Consider the following 17,886-nt stretch of genomic DNA (forward strand, 5'->3'; position numbering starts at 1 on the left):
GTGATCTGGTATGGCGGGGACTACAACCCCGAGCAGTGGCCGGAAGAGGTCTGGGCCGAGGACGCGCGACTCATGCAGGAGGCGGGCGTCACCATGGTGAGCCTGGGCATCTTTTCGTGGGCGATGCTCGAGCCGCGCGAGGGGGAGTTCGAGTTCGTGTGGCTGGACCGCGTCATGGATGGGCTGCACGCGGCAGGCGTCCGCGTCGACCTCGCCACGGCGACCGCCTCGCCGCCGCCGTGGCTCACGCATCGCTATGGCGAAGTACTGCCGGTGACCAAGGATGGCGTGCGGCTGTCGGCAGGTAGCCGCCAGCAGTACTGCCCGAGTTCGCCCGTGTACCGCCGGCTCGCGGCGCGGCTCGCATCGAAGATCGCCCAGCGCTACGCCGACCATCCCGCGCTCGCGATGTGGCACATCAACAACGAGTACGGCTGCCACGTGAGCCACTGCTACTGCGAGACGAGCGCCGAGGCGTTCCGGGCATGGCTCGAGGATCGCCATGGCACGGTCGACGCACTCAACGCGGCGTGGGGCACCGCGTTCTGGTCGCAGCGTTATTCGGAGTTCGCCGAGGTGCAGCCGCCGAGAGCGACGCCCTCATTCGGCAACCCCGGGCAGTTGCTGGACTTCGACCGATTCAGCGCCAATCAGCTGCTCGAGCTGTATCGGGCCGAAGCGGCGATCGTGCGGGACGCGACGCCATCCATCCCCGTCACGACCAACTTCATGGGCTTCTTCAAGGGTGCCGACTACTGGGCTTGGGCCCAGGAAGTGGATGTCGTCTCCGACGACTCCTACCCCGACCCCGCCGATCCGGTCAGCCCCGCATACGCGGCGATGACCCGCGACCTCATGCGGTCGCTGCGCCACGGCCAGCCGTGGATCCTCATGGAGCAAGCGCCGAGCGCAGTGAACTGGCGGGCGAGGAACGCGCCGAAGGCGCCGGGTCAGATGGCGGCGTGGTCGAAGCAAGCGGTCGCGCGCGGTGCCGACGGCATCTTGTTCTTCCAATGGCGACAGTCCGTGGCCGGCGCTGAGAAGTTCCACTCGGGCATGCTGCCGCACGCGGGCACCGACACGAGGGTGTGGCGCGAGATCACCGAGCTCGGTGCCGACCTCGCCGGCCTCGCGGACCTCGCGGGCAGCCGAGTCGATGCGCGGGTTGCGATCGTCTTCGAGTGGGACAGCTGGCGGAGTCTCGAGCAACAGGCGGTGCCGACGAGGCTGAGCTACGTCGAGCTCGTGTTCGCGTGGTACGCGCTGCTCTTCGAGCGCAACGTGGCCACCGACTTCGTGCGTGCCGATGCCGACCTGTCGGGGTACGACACGGTCATTGTGCCGAGCCTTTTCTGCGCGACTCCGGCAGCGCTCGACAACCTCGCTGCCTACGCGGAAGGCGGTGGCCATCTCGTCGTGACCTTCCAGACCGGCATCGTCGACGAGAGGATGCACATCACCTCTGGCGGCTACCTCGGATCGCTGCAGGCGACCCTTGGCGTGCGCGTCGAGGAGTTCGCGCCGCTCGCGCCACCGGACCCCCGACTGGACGGTCGGGGCACACCGCCGACGATCACGCTCGAGGGTGAGCTCGCGGGCTCGGGAGCGTTGTGGAGCGAACACGTGCGGGTCTCGGATGCGGACGTGCTCTCGATGTTCGGTTCTGGCGACCTCGCGGGCGGTGCAGCCATCACGCGGCGGGCGAACGCCTGGTATGTCGCGACCTTGCCCGACGGGGCGCTCACCGGCGCGTTGCTCGACGACGTCCTCGCGTCCGCAGGCGTAGCGACAGATCCGGCCGGCACGGTGGAGCGCGTGCAACGCGGCCGATACCGCTTCTCGATCGATCATCACTCGCAGGCCGTGCACGTAGAGGTGCGCTGATGAACGCGGCAGCGTCGGATGTCTAGGGGTTGGCACAGGCGGATCGGTCAGACCCCGCTCGTCACGTCGACCATCATCGCTGGCGCGTCGCCTCTGGGCTCGATGCCCCATCTCTACGGCTATGACGTCAGCGAATCCGCGGCCGTGGATTTCGTCCGCGCCCTCCTGCGGAGCCCCATACGCGCTATCGACACGTCGAACAACTACGGAGACGGGACCAGCGAGCGTCGAATCGGAAAGGCGATCTCGTTGGCAGGGGGAGTTCCTGACGACTTCTCGGTCATAACGAAGGTCGACGCCGCAGGGGGAGACTTCTCCGGTGCCCGAGTGCGCGAGTCGTTCCGAGAGAGTACGGAACGGCTAGGGGTTCACAGTGTCCCCTTGCTGTTTCTGCATGATCCCGACGCATTCGACTTCGGGTACATGGCTTCCCCCGGGGGGGCCGTCGACGCACTGGTTCAGATCCGTGACGAAGGGCGTGCCGATGCCATCGGCATAGCGACCGGCGACACGAGGCTGTTGCACCGGTATCTCGATCTGGGTGTGTTCGATGTGATCCTGAGCCACAACCGGTTCACTCTCGTCGATCGCAGCGCCGATGAGCTGTTTACTCGCGCCGTGGAATCAGGGGTAGGAGTTCTGAATGCGGCGGTCTATGGCGGCGGAATCCTTGCGCGCCCCCGAGAATCGACGACGTACTCGTACACGACCGCCGGCCGCGAACTTCTCGAGACGATCGCCGCGATGGACGCGGTCTGCACGAGGTCCGGGATCGACTTGGCCACGGCGGCACTCCAGTTCTCACTACGCGACGATCGGATCGACGCAACAGTCGTGGGAATCACGAGTGAGAGCAGAATTTCGAGTCTCATCGCGTCGGCCGGCGCGCACATCCCTGACGCTGTGTGGGAAGAGTTGGAACATCTTGTCCCGGCCGCTTCGACGTGGCTGGATCCCCCTGACCGTGGCGGCGCTTCGTGATGCTCCCTGCCGCGGGCTACCGCACTCTTCGTCTTGGGAGGAGGACTCCTTGACCGCGCCTCTACGAAAAACCCCACCACTTGACGTAGGTCTCCTGATGCCTCCCGTCGCGTCCACGAGCAAGCATCACGAAAGGCCTACGGAACGGCCGGCGACGACGCGGTCAAGGGTCGCCGCCGACAGCATCCTCTGGCATTCCGGTAGTGGCAGGACGCCGCGGTTCCCTGCTCCCCGCACACCACAACGATCTACGAGGGGCGACGAATGAAGATCACCGGTTACCGCTGCCTGCGGACGTTCCACGACTGGGGCAGGCCCGTCGGAGACGTGAACGGGTTCATCGATCCGGGCATCAGCGAGGTGGCGATCGTCGTCCTCGAGACGGACGAGGGCATCGAAGGCGTCGGCATGGGGTCGCACCAGGACATCGACCGACTCTTCCCTGCTATCGAAGGCGAAGACCCTCGAGCCGTGACCGCCCTCTACGACCGCATGCTCGCCCGGGTGTTCAAGGCCGGGCACTCGGGTGCGACGTTCGGGGGGATCGGCACGCTCGACATGGCGCTCTGGGACCTGAAGGCCAAGCTCGCCGGCGAACCGTTGTGGCGGCTGCTCGGCGCACGCGACCGCTTCGTGAGCGGCTATGCCTCCGGTCTCGACATCGCCCTCGACGACGACCAGCTCGCGACCTGGTACGGCACGATGAACGAACGGGGGTTCTCCAGCGGAAAGCTCAAGGGCGGTCGTGATCTGGGGACCGACATCCGACGCCTGGGGATCGTCGCCGAGGCTCTGAGCGGCAACGCGGTCGCTCCGGCGGTCATGCTCGACGTGAACGAATCGTGGAACTTCAAGCAGGCCGTGCGATATGTCACCGCCATCGAGGAGCATCGCGACCTGACCTGGATCGAGGAGCCGCTGCGGCGATGGGACGCCGCCGGTCACGCGCGCCTCAGCACCGCGGTCCACGCCGCAGTCGCCACGGGCGAGAACCTCACCGGTCTCGAACAGTTCGCCCCGCTCTTCGATCGCGGCGCGGTCGACATCGTGCAGGTCGGATGCGTGTGGGGTGTGACGCACTTCCTGCGAGTGGCCTATGCCGCGCACTCCCGCGACCTCCCCATCAGCCCGGTCGGCTTGACGGCGAACCCTGCCGTCGCGCACGCAGCGGCCGCCGTTCCGAATCACCTCTCATCCGAGGTGCAAGACCTCGGATCTCCGTTCGGCATCTCGATCGACCAGCAGTTCTTCGACGGCGGGGTCGTGCTCGGCGACCGTCCCGGCAACGGTGTCGCGATCGACGAGGATGCGATCGTCGCCATCCAACGGCCGGGGAGCTGGCCAACGCCACAGGGGCCGCATGTGCGGTCACACCGCACCGGTCTCCGTCTCGTCGCCGATGCTCCCGCGGGTGCGGTCGACCGATGAACCAGGGCGAGCGTACGGCCGTCGACACGCCGACCAGTGCTGTGCGCGTGCCCGCCGGAGCCGCAGACCAGAACGACGGCGCACGCCTCATCGACAGCCATGTGCACATCTGGGATCCGACCGCTCTCGAGTACTCCTGGCTGGACGGTGAGCTCGATCGCCCCTACCTTCCGGCCGAATTCCAGGCCGCGGCGCCGGCCGCAACCGGCGTCATATTCGTCGAGGCGGGCGCAGCGGGCAAGGCGGACGAGGTGGCCTGGGCCGAGTCTCTCGGCTGGCCGGAGTTGCTGGGCGTCGTCGCCCACGCGCCGCTAGAGCAGGGCAGCCGGGTCGTCACTGATCTGGCAGCGCTGCGCGAAGCCGGCCGCACAGTCGGCATCCGCCGGTTGCTCCAGGATGAGCCGCTGTCGTTCTTCGAGGATCCCGGCCTGCTCGAGGGCTTGCGCGCGCTCGCGCGGGCGGGACTGCCGTTCGATGCGTGCATCCGACATCACCAGCTTGCTGCCCTGACCGCGCTCCTTGCGAAGGTTCCGGAGCTGCCCGTCGTGCTCGATCACCTCGCCAAGCCGCCGGTCGCAACCGGTGATGACGGAACCTGGGAGCGAGACCTCCGCGCGCTCGCCGCCCTGCCCCAGGTGAGCGTCAAGCTGTCAGGGATGCCCCCCGAGCTGCGTGACGACCAGGACCTGGTATCCGCAGCACGCCCCTGGCTCGAGGTCGCGCTCGATGCGTTCGGCACGGACCGGGCGATGGTGGGCAGCGACTGGCCGATCTCGGCGATGTCGCCCCGACGGCTGGCCCCGGGCCGATGGCTGTCCATCGTCCTGGACGAGCTGGCCGCCAGCCCCGCGGAGCGCGAACAGCTGTCCTGGCGCACGGCGTCGCGCTTCTATGGCGTCTGAACCGAACGCCGCCGCGCCCACGCGAGTCGTGGGAGCGCCGAGGAAGTGCCCGGATGAGCTTCGGGAGCGAGCGATACGGAGGGCGGCCGATCTGCGGCGTGATCCGACCACCCGGCTCGGAGCGTAGGCCAGGAAGGTTCACGCCGGGATGATCCGGGCGGGCCATCTGGTAGCGCGCTGCACGGTCGAGCGGCTGACTCGACCGGACCTGGTCGAGCGGGACTTTCCCGCTGCCGCGCCCGACCGCGACGGGTCGCCGACGTCACCTACGTCCGCACGCTGGGCCTACGCGGCCTTCGTCACCGACGTCTGCTCCCGACGGGTGGTCGGCTGACGGCAAGGTCGAGCACGACGACCATGCTGCACTCCGGGTGGCTCACCCGCGCACTGTCCTAGCCCCTGGGGCGGTGCACGTGCAGGCCAGAAGGTTTGGAGCGGGCGCGCTCGCAGGTTGCGCAGGCCGCCGTCGACCTGGAGTGCCGTGCCGGTCGTGGAGCCGGCAGATGACTGTCGTTGGTCACGATCCGGTGGCGGGCTGTACCGGAGATTGAATAAACGTCACATGTATGATCTACTCCATTGGTCGCCCGGCTCACCGTTGAGGCGCCTGTTTCTCCGAGGAAGAAGGAACTAGGACACATGACCAGACAGCCCTCGCGTGCCGTGCTGAGGCGGCCACGTCACCTCTTGCTCGCGGCCGCGGTCGCAGCCTCGCTCCTGACCGTCACCGCCTGCTCGGGCTCCTCGGGCGAAGGCGGGTCGACGGATGACGGCGCGTCGAGCGCCTACGGCTTCGATGCGGTCAAGCAGGACCCGTCCGCACCGATCACCGTCTGGGTGGATGCGTCTCGCCAACCGGCCGTCGACGCGTTCAAGAAGGCCTATCCGGACGTCAAGCTCAACGTCGAGACCTACGACGGAGGCGCGGACGGCTCCGGGTCGTTCCAGACCAAGATCGAGGCGTTCAACCAGGCCGGCAGCGGGTGGCCCGATGTCGTCTTCTCGACGCAGAACAATGACGCCGCGTGGGCCAGCCAGGGCACGGACCCGTTCGCGGCACCGGTCGACAAGGGCCTGTTCGACAAGTCGTTCCTGGACGGCTTCACCAAGGGTGCTCTTGCACCGCTGACGGTCGACGGCACCGTGTACGGCCTGCGCAACGACCTCGCACCGACCGTGACCTGGTACGACAAGTCGCTCATGGACCAGTTCGGGTACACGCCTCCGACGACGTGGGAGGAGTACGAGGCGCTGGGCAAGAAGGTCGCCGAAGAGCACCCGGGCTACATCGTGGGCGACATCGGCGACTCCTGGACCCCCGAGGTGTACTTCTGGGGTGGCAAGGCTCCGATGAACACCGTGACCGGCGTCGACCAGTTCAGCGCCGACGCATCCGACCCGAAGACGGTCGCCATGGCGAAGGTGATCGACAGCCTGAATGACGCCGGCTCACTCGCTCAGGAGAGTGTCTTCAGCCCGGACTTCGTGCAGAAGTACACCGGCAAGGTCTTGATGCTTCCCGGGCCGGTGTGGTTCTCGGGCGCGCTGTTCAGCAACCCGGACTCCCTGAACGCCCAGCCGGGGACCATCGCCGCAGGCCCGCCTCTGGCGTGGGAGGGCGAAGACGCGGCTGCCGGCAACGTCGGTGGCGGGACGTGGTTCATCTCGCAGCACTCGGCCAACCTGGAGGCCGCCAAGAAGTTCCTGACCTTCGTCACGAGTGACGACCGCTACCAGGTGGACCTCGCCTCAGGGCTGCCCGCGTACCAGGCTGCGGCCGACAAGTGGCTCGCCAAGCAGGCCGAGTCCGGGTTCTTCGGCGACGACTTCGCGCAGAACGTCACGGGAGCGGCCGGCGCGATCTGGGACGGCTGGGGCTACCCGAAGTTCAGCCAGGAGTCGGTCTGGGCCAAGGCGGTCACGCCGAAGCTCGCCGGCGGTGACAGCCTGGTCGACCTGCTCCCCACCTGGGAGAAGGCGCTGAAGAACGAGGCCCAGGCGAACGGCTACAAGGTCAGCTGACGTGTCGATCGCACAACGCACCACCTCGCCCGCCGGTCCCGCAACCCGGGACCGGCGGGCAGGTCGCCCCCGCTCGCTGACCGGCCGCTGGAACCGCATCTCCTACGCCTTCGTCTCTGGGTACGTGCTCCTCGCCCTCGCGTTCGGCGTGTTCCCGACCATCTACGCCCTGCGGATGTCGTTCACCAGCGCCGAGGGAACGTTCTCGGGTGTCGACAACTTCCAGCGGGTGATCGACGACTTCCGCTTCTGGCCCGCGGTCCAGCACGTCGCGGCATTCGTCGTGATCTGGCTGTTCAGCCTGCTGATCTTCGTGACGATCCTCGCCCTGCTCGTGCACCAGATCGGCACCCGCTGGCTCAGCTCTGGCGTGCGGTTCATCTACTACATCCCCGGCGCTCTGGCAGGCGCCTCGGCGGTGGTGCTCTGGTTGTTCGTCCTGGACCCGACCGTGAGCCCCGTCTCGGGGGTCCTGCACGCCTTCGGCTTCAACAGCTTCGTGGAGACCATCTCGCCGGGGAACCTGCCGGTCATCTTCGCCGTGATGGCGTTCTGGACGGGAGCCGGCGGCTGGATCGTCGTGATGTACGGCGCCCTGAACAGCATCCCGACCGAAGTCCTCGAGGCCGCCCGCATCGACGGCGCCGGTGTGGTGCGGACCGCCCTGCACATCCAGCTGCCGATGCTGCGCAAGTGGATCTCCTACATGGCGATCATCTCGCTCGCCGCCGGCACCCAGCTGTTCGTCGAGCCCAAGGTGCTCTCGCAGGCCAGCCACGGCGTGGTGCCCAACGACTACTCGCTCAACCAGCTCGCCTACCTGTACGCGTTCAAGCAGCAGGACCTGAACGGCTCGGCCGCGATCGCGGTGATGCTGCTCGTGGTCTCCCTCTCCCTGAGCGTGTTCTTCGTCATCCGAGGAGGACTCTTTGAGCGCGACTGACGTCGCCCGCGACGCTCGCACGCCAGCCACCCGAGAGGGACGGCGTCGACAGGCCAGACTCGACAAGACTCCCGGTGCCTGGCTGGCCGACGTGGTGAAGATCCTCATCGCGGTCTTCTTCGTCCTGTTCTTCGTCATCCCGATCGTCTGGCTGCTCCTGGCCTCCAGCAAGTCACCCCACGACCTGATCACCACCGGTCCGTTCACGGCCGGGACGTTCTCCGACCTCGCGGCCAACTGGCACGCCCTGGTGACGTTCCAGAACGGCATCGTCTTCCGCTGGCTCGGGAACTCGGCCTATTACTCCCTGGCCGCCCTGGTCATCACCCTGGTCACCACGATCCCGGCCGGATACGCGCTCGCCCTGAGCAGCTTCCGCGGACGACAGCTGCTGCTCACCACGACCTTGGTGGTGATGCTCATCCCGAACACCGCACTCGTCCTGCCGATCTTCCTCGAGCTGTCCGCCGTCGGGCTGATCGGCAAACCGCTCGCAGCGATCCTGCCGTTCTCCTTCTTCCCGTTCGGCGTCTATCTGACCTACATCTACTTCTCGACGAGCGTCCCGCGCGACCTGCTCGACGCCGCCCGCATCGACGGCTGCGGCGAGCTCGCGGTCTTCCTGCGCGTCGCGATGCCCCTGGCCACACCCGTGATCGCGCTGGTCGGCTTCTTCAGCTTCGTGGCGAACTGGAACAACTTCTTCCTGCCCTTCCTCACCGTCCCCGGCCCCCGCTCCCCCATCCAGGTCGGCCTGACCGACCTGCTCTCGAACGTCCCGTCGTTCAACCCCACGTCCGCCGGCGTCACCGCCATCCAGCTGCCCACCCTCGCCGTCGCGACAGTCCTGTCCGTCCTGCCCGTCCTGCTCATCTTCCTGTTCTCCCAGCGCTTCCTCGTCGCCGGGCTCACAGCGGGAGGGACCAAGGAGTGAGCACGCAACGATTCGCCTTCGTCGTCGACCTGGTCCCCGACAAGCGCGAGGAGTACCTGCGGCTGCACGCGGACGTCTGGCCGGGCGTCGAGGCCTTGCTCTCGGCGCACCACGTGACGAACTACTCGATCTTCCTGATCGAGGACACGCTGTTCGGGTACTACGAGTACACCGGCGACGACCACGAGGCCGATCTGGCCGTCGTGGACGCCGATCCCGTCACGCGGGAGTGGCTCGCGCTCACCGGCCCCTGCCAGACACCGTTCGGACGCTCCGCCGCGCCGACGGACGGGTGGCGCCGGCTCGAGGAGCTCTGGCACCTTCCGTGAGGCACCTCCTCGATTCCCACCTGCACATGTGGGAACGGGCCAAGCACCCGCAACCCTGGCTCGACGCACAGCCGATGTCGGCGATCGATCGTGACTTCCCACCAGGCGCGGCCGTCGCGGAGCTCGCGCTCCACGGTGTCGACGGCTGCGTGGTCGTGCAGGCCGTCAACGAGTTCTCGGAGACGGTCGACCTGCTCGCGGTGGCTCATGCCACGCCGGAGATCCGCGGCGTGGTGGGTTGGCTCGATCTCACGGCCGACGTACCGGAGCAGATCCGGACGCTTCGCGGGTTGCCAGGCGGCGACCGGCTGGTCGGCGTTCGGCACGTCACCTTTGTCGAAGAGGACCCGCGCTGGCTCGCCCGGGACGACGTGCGGCGGGGGCTGTCGGATCTCGGCGACGCCGGCGTGGTGTTCGACGTGCTGATCGCCCACCACCAGCTCCCCCTGGCGGCCGACGTCGCCCGCCGCCTCCCCGGGACGAGCTTTGTCCTCGACCACGGGGGCAAGGTCCCGATGCGCAGTACCGAGCTGGTCACGTGGGCCCGGGACCTCGCCGAGCTCGCGGGCTGCCCGAACGTGGCCATGAAGGTCTCGGGGATAGTCACCGAGGACGACTGGCACGGCTGGTCGACTCCGCGGTTGCGCCCTGTGTTCGAGCATGCGCTCGCGACGTTCGGGTCGGAACGGCTGCTCTTCGGCTCCGACTGGCCGGTCGTCGAGCTCGCCGGCGGGTACGGCCGTTGGCTCACGGCCTACCTCGAGCTCACCGACGACCTGTCGCAGACCGAGCGCGACGCGATCGACGGTGTCAACGCGACCCGCGTCTACGGGCTGTGATGACGGCCCTTCCCGCCCGCCCGCTCGGCGCCACCGGTCTGCACATCTCCGAGATCGGGTTCGGCGCGTCGACGCTGGGCAACCTGCACCGGCCGATGACCGATGACGACGCCTCCCGGGCGGTCGAGCGTGCCTGGGAGCGGGGGGTGCGGTACTTCGACACCGCGCCGCACTACGGCCTGGGCCTGTCCGAGCGCCGCCTGGGAACGGTGCTGCAGGGACTCCCCCGGGACGAGTTCATCGTGTCCACCAAGGTCGGTCGTCTCATCCGTCCAAACCCACGGCCGACGGAGCTCGACGACGACGGCTTCGTGGTGCCGGGCTCCCTGAGGCGCGAGTGGGACTTCACCGTCGAGGGCGTGCGCACCTCTGTCGAGGAGTCGCTGGATCGTCTGGGGCTCGACCGGATCGACATCGCGTATGCCCACGACCCGGACCTCGTGAGCCCGTCGGCCGGCCGGGAGGCGCTGGAGGCACTCGCCGAGCTCCGTGCGGACGGCGTCGTGCGAGCCATCGGTGTCGGCACGAATGCGCCGGACAAGGTGCCGGGGCTCTTCACGAGCGGCCTGGCCGACGTCGCGATGGTGGCCGGCCGCTACACCCTGCTCGAGCAGGGCGGACTCGCGACCGCGCTGGAGCCCGCCCGCGCGCACGGCGTCGCGGTCGTCGTGGCGGGCGTGTTCAACTCCGGCCTCCTCAGCAGCCCGTGGCCCGCGGATGACGCCCGCTACGAGTACCAGCGCGCACCGCGTGGGCTGATCGAGCGGGCGCAGGCACTGGCCCGGGTCTGCGAGGACCACGGCACGACCCTCCCGGCCGCTGCGATCGCGTTCCCTCTGCAGCACCCTGCGGTCGCGGGGGTCGTTCTGGGGATGCGTACCGTCGCGCAGGTCGACGCGAACCTGGACCGGTACTCCGAGGACGTCCCCGCGGCGCTGTGGGCCGACCTGCAGAGCCAGGGTCTTCTGGCGTCGGTGTCCTGACGTCCGAACACCCGGCTCCCCGGGCGACGTCGTACTCACCGCCACCCTCTGCCGCGGCGACTCCCGGCTCGTGCGGATCCGACGGTCGCCGGGGTCCAGCCGCAGCATGACCTCACCGAGCGCGACGACGTCGGACCCGCCCGATCCACCCGGGCGGATGCGGTCCTGCAGCACGTCTACCTCAACGACTCCCGTGCGCGACCATCGCCGCTCCGACAAGGTCCACCGCTCCCGCGACAAGCGCCGTGAGGGCGCCGACGTCACCACGAGCGACCACGTCGCGCGGCACCATCCACGAGCCCCCCACGGCGGCGACCGCGCCGAGGGCGAGGTACTCCGCGGCGTTCCGCGGCCCGATCCCTCCGGTGGGCAGGAAGCGCAGGCCGGCGAACGGCGCGCTGAGCGCAGCGATCGCGGCGGCCCCGCCCGAGGTCTCGGCGGGGAAGAACTTGACCAGGCCGAGCCCGAGCTTCAGTGCCGCCTGCACCTCCGTCGCCGTCGCGACTCCGGGCACCGGCAGGAGTCCGCGCTCCCGTGCCCTCTCGACGACCGATCCGTCGAGCCCGGGCGACACCACGAAGGAGGCGCCGGCATCCGCGGCCGCGTCGACCTGGTCGGCGTCCAGCACGGTGCCGGCACCGACGAGGAGGCCGCCGTGTCGCGACATGGTCCGTATGACGTCGAGCGCGGCCGACGTGCGCAGTGTCACCTCGGCGACCGGTAGGCCACCCGCCACGAGCGCCTCGGCCAGAGGGGCCGCACACCGTTCGTCGTCCGCGATGACGACCGGGACGAGGCGGTGGGCCGTGAGCGAGTCGACGAGGCTCATCGGCCGCTCTGGCGAGCGTCGTCCGATTGCGACTCGGGCACGAGTCGCAGGCCGGCGCGATCGGGGCGGACGTGCGGCCCATCCTTCTGGGCCCACCCGTCCAGCGGCACCGCCCGAGCGATGCGTGTCTCGTCGATCGTCGTGCCATGGCCCGGCTTGTCCCCGAGCACGATGCCACCGTCGGCGACCTCGTAGTCGACCGCCATGCCGAGCGGGGCACCGAGGTCCTGCAGCTCGGCCGAGAGGTGGTTCGGGACGGCCGCAGCAGCGTGGAAGACGGGGTTCGCCGTTGATCCGACCGGGCTGATGGGCAGGTCGCGGCTGTGCGCCACCGCCGCGACACGCAGGAAGTGCGTGATCCCCCACATGCTGCCGACCTGCACGATGTCGACGGCGCCGGCGTCCAGGAGCGGCTTGAACTGCTCCAGACCGGTCAGGTTCTCTCCGGTCGCGACCCCCGCGCGAACAGCGCGACTGACCATCGCCATGCCGTCGGCGTCCCACCGACGCAACGGCTCCTCGACCCAGGACAGGTCGATCTGCTGCTCGACGGCGTGGATGTACCGGATCGCCTGCTTGCGGTTCCAGGACTCGTTGGCGTCCAACATGATGCCCGGTCGGGGCGTGTTGGCCGAGAAGATGTCGCGCACGCGCGCCAACCTGACGAGGTCGCTGTCCAGGTTCAGGCCGCCCTTCACCTTGACGCTCGTGAAACCGCGGGCGACCCACTCGCCGTACAGGTCGTCGAGCTCGTCGTCGGGGATCGCAATCTCCAGCGCCGAGGCATAGGCCGGCACGAACCGGTCGCGCGCGCCCAGGGTGCGCCACAGGGGCTCGTCGGCGATCTTCGCCTTCAGGTCCCAGAGGGCCATGTCCAGTGCACCGATGCCGCCGAACGTCGCACCCACGTGCCCGCTCTTGAACACCCGGGCCAGCATCCGGTCGTACAGCGCGACGACCGCGCGCGGGTCCTCGCCCTCGATCGCGGGAAAGACACGCTCGATGTCCGCGTGCGACCCGACGCCGATCCCCTCGAGGCCCTCGTCCGTCTCGAGGACGACCACGGGCACCTCCGTGATGCCGTCCCGGATGAAGCCGTTGACGTCTCCGACGGGGCGCCCCCAGTCCTGGAGTGTCGTCACGGTCCGGTAACCGGTGATTCTCATTCGCTCACACGTCCTCTTCGGCGCGCGGTCGGCCGCAGTGCCGCCACGAAAAGAGCATACATCACACGTCTGCTCAGTGAATACAACCGCATATACTCCCGCCATGACCGTTCCTGAATCGGCCGTCGGCGGCCCGCGCATCCCGTCCATCCAGGACCGGATGCCTGCTCAGCGCCTGGGCGTGGCGGTCGTCGAGGCGCTGGTCAACGTGATCGTCACGGGACAGGTCGCGCCGGGCGAGACGCTCCCCCCGGAGGTCCCGCTCGCCAAGCAGTTCGGAGTCAGCCGGACGGTCCTGCGGGAGTCGGTCAAGCGCCTCGAGGAGAAGGGGCTCGTGTCGGTCGGTCAAGGCCGCGGGACCACGGTGCAGCCGACACGGTCGTGGAACATGATGGACCGCGTCGTCCTGACGGCGCTCATCGCGCACGACGAGACGCTCGGCGTCCTCGACGAGCTCAGCATCGTCCGGGCACGCCTGGAGGCAGCCATGGCCGCCGACACCGCTCGCGTCCGCTCGTTGGAGGAGCTCGAGACCTTGCGGCAGGCCCTCAAGTCGATGCGCGAGTCCCTCGACGATCCCACCGCATTCAGTGCGTCCGACGTGCGCTTCCACGACATCGTCATGGAGATCTCCGGCAACCGACTCGCCGAGAGCATCGCCAGGTCACTCTTCGAGCGCGCGCGCGACAGTGCGCGGTACCACGGGATGACACCGCCGTCGTTCCACGAGCAGACGCTGCGGGAGCACGAGGCCGTGTTCGCGACGATCGAGGCCCGCACCACCGAGGCGGCCGAGCACGCGATGTACTCCCACATCATCGACGCGTGGCAGCGTCGACGCCTGCCCGACCACTCCGGCACCAAGCCGCGCCGCTCGTAGGCGCCGCGTCAGGCTTCTCTTGGCCGACGCCCAGCCCGTCGACGAGTCTCGCCGCTATGCCGACCGGTCGCACACGCGAGCACGTGCGACGCTCAGGATCATCCCCGCGGAGTGCAGGGTCGCACCCTCACCCGCGGGCGACGGCGTCCGCAGCGAGGGTCAGATAGACGGCGGCTGTCCAGGTGTAGGCGCGGTCTCTGAGCCCGGCGCCGGTCCGAGCGTCGAAGTTCTCGGCGAAGCCCGAGGCTTCGCACAGCGCGCGAAAGCGGCTGCTCACCTGGTCCGCGAGCTGCACGTGACCGGAGGCGCGCAGCCCACTCTCGACGAGGGCGGTCGACGGCGCCCAGATCGGGCCGCGCCAGTACCCGTCGTCCTCGTAGTGCGGGGAGTCAACCGGTTCGGTCGCCGGGCCGAAGTCGGTGAGATGGCCTTCGACGCGTGCGGCGAGCGCGTCCCTGACGTCCGCGGGCAATCGCTGGCCCAGGACGAGCGGCAGGAGGTTGAGCAGGCTGGTTGCGGTGCTCGGTCGTCCCGACAGGGCACCGACCGCGACGAACTCCTTGCCGTTCCACAGGTCGCGCAGCAGCGCCTCCATGAGCGCTGCGCTCGCCGCACGCCATCGGTCCTCCGGGAGGCCCAGCTCGTCGGACAGGTCTGCGAGCACGTCGAGCTGCAGCACGAGGAAGCCCGCAAGATCGGGCGATTCGATGACCCGGTCGACGTCGAACGTCGTCGCGTTGTCCCAGCCGCTGTCGTTGCCGTGCTGGTAGTACGGCAGCGGGTGGCCTGGCGCGCGGCGGTGGTCGAGCCAGAACCCGGTCCACCTCGCCAGCCGGCCGTGGATCTCGACGAGCTCGGCCCTCGTCAGCGGACGGTCGGTACGGCTGCGAAGCTCACGCAGCGCCCACCCGTGGATGGGGGGCTTGACGTAGTTGTAGAGCACCTCGGAGTGCGTGATCGAGTCGGGCAGTGCGCCCGTGGCGTCCTGGTGGTCGAACGGTGCCAGGAACTGGTCGAGGGCCGCGTCGGTCTCCCCGTGGGCCAGCGCCAACGCGTTGAAGCAGTGGTCCCAGCTCCACAGCTTGTCCATCCAGTGCATGGACATCAGCACCGACTCACGGGTCGCCAAGCCCTCGGGCGCCACAGTCGCAGACCACAGCACGTACGCCGCGAGCGAGGCCGCCGGGGTGTCCGCGGTCCGCCACGAAGCGATCCGGTCGACGTACTCGCCGAACGACGCGGTCACGGCAGCGACTGCGTCGAAGAACGACCCGCCGGGCGGCACGACGTCAGCCGCCGCATCGATCTCCTCGACCGTGGCCTCCCACACAGCATCGTCGCGTCCGAGCACGACGCTCCGTTCCGCCAGTCCGAGCGCCTCTCCCCCATGAACCTCGAGGTCGCCGGAGAGGGACGTCACTCGATAGCGGCGACCGGTCTCGTAGGACGTGAAGACCGCACTTCTGTCGATCGGGTCGGTGAAGAGGTACGTGCCGGTGAACGGGGTCAGTCCGCCGGCCGCGTCGACCAGCCTCAGGGCCAGACCCTCGCCACGCAGTCGTAGCGTCCTCGGTCCGACGAAGACGGCACGGACGGTGTTCCCTCCCACCCGCCACGTCAACATGGCCGGGTCCGCTGCCCACTCGACCGGCGCGGTCGTGACCGGTTCGCAGCGCAGGACCGCGTGCATGCCGTTGCGGTGCGATACCAGGTGAATCCGGTCGGACCGGGTGTGCAGTGCAACCACGGGAGACAGGTTCAGCCACGACCCGCGTACCGAGAACGGGATGTCTCGAACGTCGAATGCAGGCAGCACGAACGAGGGCGTGTGCGTCATGTGGGATCAGTCCTTCACAGCGCCGGCGGTGACACCGGCGGCGACATAGCGCTGGGCGACGATGAGCAGGAGGGCGGTCGGTATCGAGGCCACGACGGCGGTGGCCATCATCGGACCCCATTCCTGGTTCTGGGCGCCGATGTAGTCGTAGATGCCCATCGTGATCGGGCGGAGCTTCCCGCCGCCCCTGTTGAGCGTCGAGGCGAACAGGAAGTCCGACCACGCCCACAGGAAGCTGAACAGCGCGACGGTGACGGCCGCGTTGCGCGAGACGGGCATGACCACCGAGATGAACGATCGCCAGTGCGAGGCGCCGTCGATCTGGGCGGCCTGCATCAGCTCGCGTGGGATGCCCACCATGAACGCGGTGAGAAGCATGACGGCGAACGGCACCGCGACCGTGGAGTCGGCGAGGATCAGGCCCGGCACGGTGTCCAGGACGTTGAGCCGCGAGTAGATGGTGTAGAAGCCGAGCGCCATGACGACCGCCGGGATCATCTGCGCGACGATCAGCAGGAAGTTCAGCGTGCGCCGGCCCGGGACGAACAAGCGGGACAACGCGAAGGCGCTGGGTGCCGAGATGGCGAGGGTCAGGGCGACCGTGCCGAGCCCGACGACGAGGCTCGTCGCGAGGTACGGCAGCTGGTCGTGCAGGACGACGGCGTAGTGCTCGAACGTCGGGTTCTTCGGGTACAGGTAGGCCTTGCGGATGTCGGCGCGCGGCGTGAGCGAGACGTTCACCATCCAGTACACCGGGAACAGCATGAGCACGACGAGGAACATGCCGATGGCGGTCTTCCACCAGGCGCGGCGCACGGTGTTCATCGCTCCTCCTGCCGACGCTGGGTGGCCAGGTACACGAACCCCATGAACAGGGCGACGACCAGCAGGATCGTGCCGACGACGGACGCCTGCGAGTACTGGATGACCGCGGACGACCCCTTGCCGAAGGCCATGGCGTACGCCCAGGTGGCGAGGGTCTGCGACGAGCCGGTGCCGAACGTCATGATCCAGATGATGTCGACGACCTTGAGCGTGTAGACGAAGCCCAGCAGAAGGGTGATCGCGGTGACGGGGCGCAGCAGCGGGAACGTGATGGACCAGAACTGCCGCCATTGCCCGGCGCCGTCGAGCGACGCCGCCTCGTACAGGTCGGTGGAGATGTTCTGCAGCCCGGAGTACAGGATCACCAGGTTGAACGGGATCCCGAGCCAGATGTTCGCGATCGTGACCGACATCAACGCGTGCTGGGCGTTGAGCCACCAGACGGGGTCGACGCCGAACAGGCCCAGGAAGCGGTTGAGGATGCCCGAGTCGGCGTCCATCATCCACTGCCACGTGGTGCCGGAGACGATGAGCGGAAGCAGCCAGGGCACCAGGAAGAGGGCGCGCAGCACGCCAGAGAGCGGGAACGACCGCCGGAAGAACACCGCCAGGGCCAGGCCGATCGTGTACTGGAAGAACAGCGACACCACGACGAAGATCACGGTGTGCCGGACCGTCGGCCAGAACTGCGGCGACGCGACGACCTCGCGGTAGATGTCGAGCCCGACGAACGGCGCCTTGCCGGTCACGTACGTTGCCCGGGTGAACCGGTGCAGGCTCATCGAGACGTTCTCGTAGAGCGGGTACGCGTAGAAGACCACCAGGTACACGAGCAGCGGGGCGGCGAACGCGAGGCCCGCCCAGGAGGTCGGACGCAGTCGGCGCCTGGCCGTCCGCGGTGCTCCGAGCTCGGAGAGCCGGTCCCCGAGGGTCGGATCCGCTACCCGGGGTGATGCGTGCGTGTCCAACGTCTTCACCACTCGATCGTGTGCGCATGTCGGTTTCGGTACGGTATGCCGCGGCGACCCGGCTGGCGTGAGCCGGGTCGCCGCCTCATGAGGGATTCAGCCGGCGGTAGGCGACCCGGCTGGCGTGAGCCAGGTC

The 17,886-nt window shown here is 68.6% G+C and carries 16 protein-coding genes; 11 read left to right on the top strand and 5 right to left on the bottom strand.

Annotated features, from left to right (window positions below; genetic code table 11):
- The 10 genes from AC1DZC_RS07580 (at nucleotide 1) to AC1DZC_RS07625 (ending at nucleotide 11,245) form a co-directional block, all read left to right on the top strand.
- A complete protein-coding gene (locus AC1DZC_RS07580; protein WP_477042797.1) occupies nucleotides 1–1,884 on the top strand; it encodes a beta-galactosidase in 1,884 nt (627 codons plus the stop codon).
- A 102-nt stretch (nucleotides 1,885–1,986) separates the two neighbouring features.
- Complete coding sequence (locus tag AC1DZC_RS07585) at nucleotides 1,987–2,865, top strand: aldo/keto reductase (protein ID WP_477042798.1); 879 nt, start codon at nucleotides 1,987–1,989, stop codon at nucleotides 2,863–2,865.
- Between the two features lie 327 nt (nucleotides 2,866–3,192).
- On the top strand, nucleotides 3,193–4,293 hold the full coding sequence (locus AC1DZC_RS07590; protein WP_477042799.1) for a mandelate racemase/muconate lactonizing enzyme family protein: 1,101 nt from the start codon (nucleotides 3,193–3,195) through the stop codon (nucleotides 4,291–4,293).
- A complete protein-coding gene (locus tag AC1DZC_RS07595; RefSeq protein WP_477042800.1) occupies nucleotides 4,290–5,195 on the top strand; it encodes an amidohydrolase family protein in 906 nt (301 codons plus the stop codon). The genes AC1DZC_RS07590 and AC1DZC_RS07595 overlap by 4 nt, the downstream gene beginning before the upstream one ends.
- 639 nt (nucleotides 5,196–5,834) lie before the next feature.
- Complete coding sequence (locus AC1DZC_RS07600) at nucleotides 5,835–7,217, top strand: ABC transporter substrate-binding protein (RefSeq protein ID WP_477042801.1); 1,383 nt, start codon at nucleotides 5,835–5,837, stop codon at nucleotides 7,215–7,217.
- Nucleotide 7,218: 1 nt separating this feature from the next.
- Complete coding sequence (locus tag AC1DZC_RS07605; protein WP_477038060.1) at nucleotides 7,219–8,160, top strand: carbohydrate ABC transporter permease; 942 nt, start codon at nucleotides 7,219–7,221, stop codon at nucleotides 8,158–8,160.
- Nucleotides 8,147–9,094 carry a carbohydrate ABC transporter permease gene (locus tag AC1DZC_RS07610; protein WP_477042802.1) on the top strand — a complete coding sequence of 316 codons (948 nt, stop codon included), beginning with the start codon at nucleotides 8,147–8,149 and terminating at the stop codon, nucleotides 9,092–9,094. Before AC1DZC_RS07605 ends, AC1DZC_RS07610 begins: the two co-directional genes overlap by 14 nt.
- Complete coding sequence (locus AC1DZC_RS07615) at nucleotides 9,091–9,423, top strand: L-rhamnose mutarotase (protein ID WP_477038062.1); 333 nt, start codon at nucleotides 9,091–9,093, stop codon at nucleotides 9,421–9,423. The genes AC1DZC_RS07610 and AC1DZC_RS07615 overlap by 4 nt, the downstream gene beginning before the upstream one ends.
- Before the next feature lie 26 nt (nucleotides 9,424–9,449).
- Entirely contained in the window at nucleotides 9,450–10,262 is an 813-nt protein-coding gene (locus AC1DZC_RS07620; protein ID WP_477042844.1) for an amidohydrolase family protein, read from the top strand.
- Nucleotides 10,262–11,245 carry an aldo/keto reductase gene (locus AC1DZC_RS07625; protein ID WP_477042803.1) on the top strand — a complete coding sequence of 328 codons (984 nt, stop codon included), beginning with the start codon at nucleotides 10,262–10,264 and terminating at the stop codon, nucleotides 11,243–11,245. Before AC1DZC_RS07620 ends, AC1DZC_RS07625 begins: the two co-directional genes overlap by 1 nt.
- A 181-nt stretch (nucleotides 11,246–11,426) precedes the next feature.
- On the opposite strand, the gene AC1DZC_RS07630 is transcribed toward AC1DZC_RS07625, so the two are convergent.
- Together AC1DZC_RS07630 and AC1DZC_RS07635 are read right to left on the bottom strand one after the other, a co-directional pair.
- The gene (locus tag AC1DZC_RS07630) at nucleotides 11,427–12,074 is read right to left on the bottom strand and encodes a bifunctional 4-hydroxy-2-oxoglutarate aldolase/2-dehydro-3-deoxy-phosphogluconate aldolase (RefSeq protein ID WP_477038065.1); all 648 of its coding nucleotides are present in this window, start codon (nucleotides 12,072–12,074) and stop codon (nucleotides 11,427–11,429) included.
- Nucleotides 12,071–13,216: a mandelate racemase/muconate lactonizing enzyme family protein gene (locus tag AC1DZC_RS07635; protein ID WP_477042804.1), complete on the bottom strand. Its 1,146-nt coding sequence runs from the start codon at nucleotides 13,214–13,216 to the stop codon at nucleotides 12,071–12,073. Before AC1DZC_RS07635 ends, AC1DZC_RS07630 begins: the two co-directional genes overlap by 4 nt.
- Nucleotides 13,217–13,343: 127 nt before the next feature.
- Here AC1DZC_RS07635 and AC1DZC_RS07640 point away from each other — a divergent pair, with 127 nt between their 5' ends.
- A complete protein-coding gene (locus tag AC1DZC_RS07640; RefSeq protein WP_477038067.1) occupies nucleotides 13,344–14,120 on the top strand; it encodes a FadR/GntR family transcriptional regulator in 777 nt (258 codons plus the stop codon).
- A gap of 127 nt (nucleotides 14,121–14,247) precedes the next feature.
- Here AC1DZC_RS07640 and AC1DZC_RS07645 read toward each other — a convergent pair whose 3' ends face one another.
- From AC1DZC_RS07645 to AC1DZC_RS07655, 3 genes are all read right to left on the bottom strand, one after another.
- On the bottom strand, nucleotides 14,248–15,867 hold the full coding sequence (locus AC1DZC_RS07645; protein WP_477042805.1) for an amylo-alpha-1,6-glucosidase: 1,620 nt from the start codon (nucleotides 15,865–15,867) through the stop codon (nucleotides 14,248–14,250).
- A 96-nt stretch (nucleotides 15,868–15,963) separates the two neighbouring features.
- On the bottom strand, nucleotides 15,964–16,782 hold the full coding sequence (locus AC1DZC_RS07650; protein ID WP_477042806.1) for a carbohydrate ABC transporter permease: 819 nt from the start codon (nucleotides 16,780–16,782) through the stop codon (nucleotides 15,964–15,966).
- Entirely contained in the window at nucleotides 16,779–17,759 is a 981-nt protein-coding gene (locus tag AC1DZC_RS07655; RefSeq protein ID WP_477042807.1) for a carbohydrate ABC transporter permease, read from the bottom strand. Before AC1DZC_RS07655 ends, AC1DZC_RS07650 begins: the two co-directional genes overlap by 4 nt.
- Nucleotides 17,760–17,886: the final 127 nt, after the last annotated feature.

This window comes from Cellulomonas sp. P2_B4, assembly GCF_056404795.1.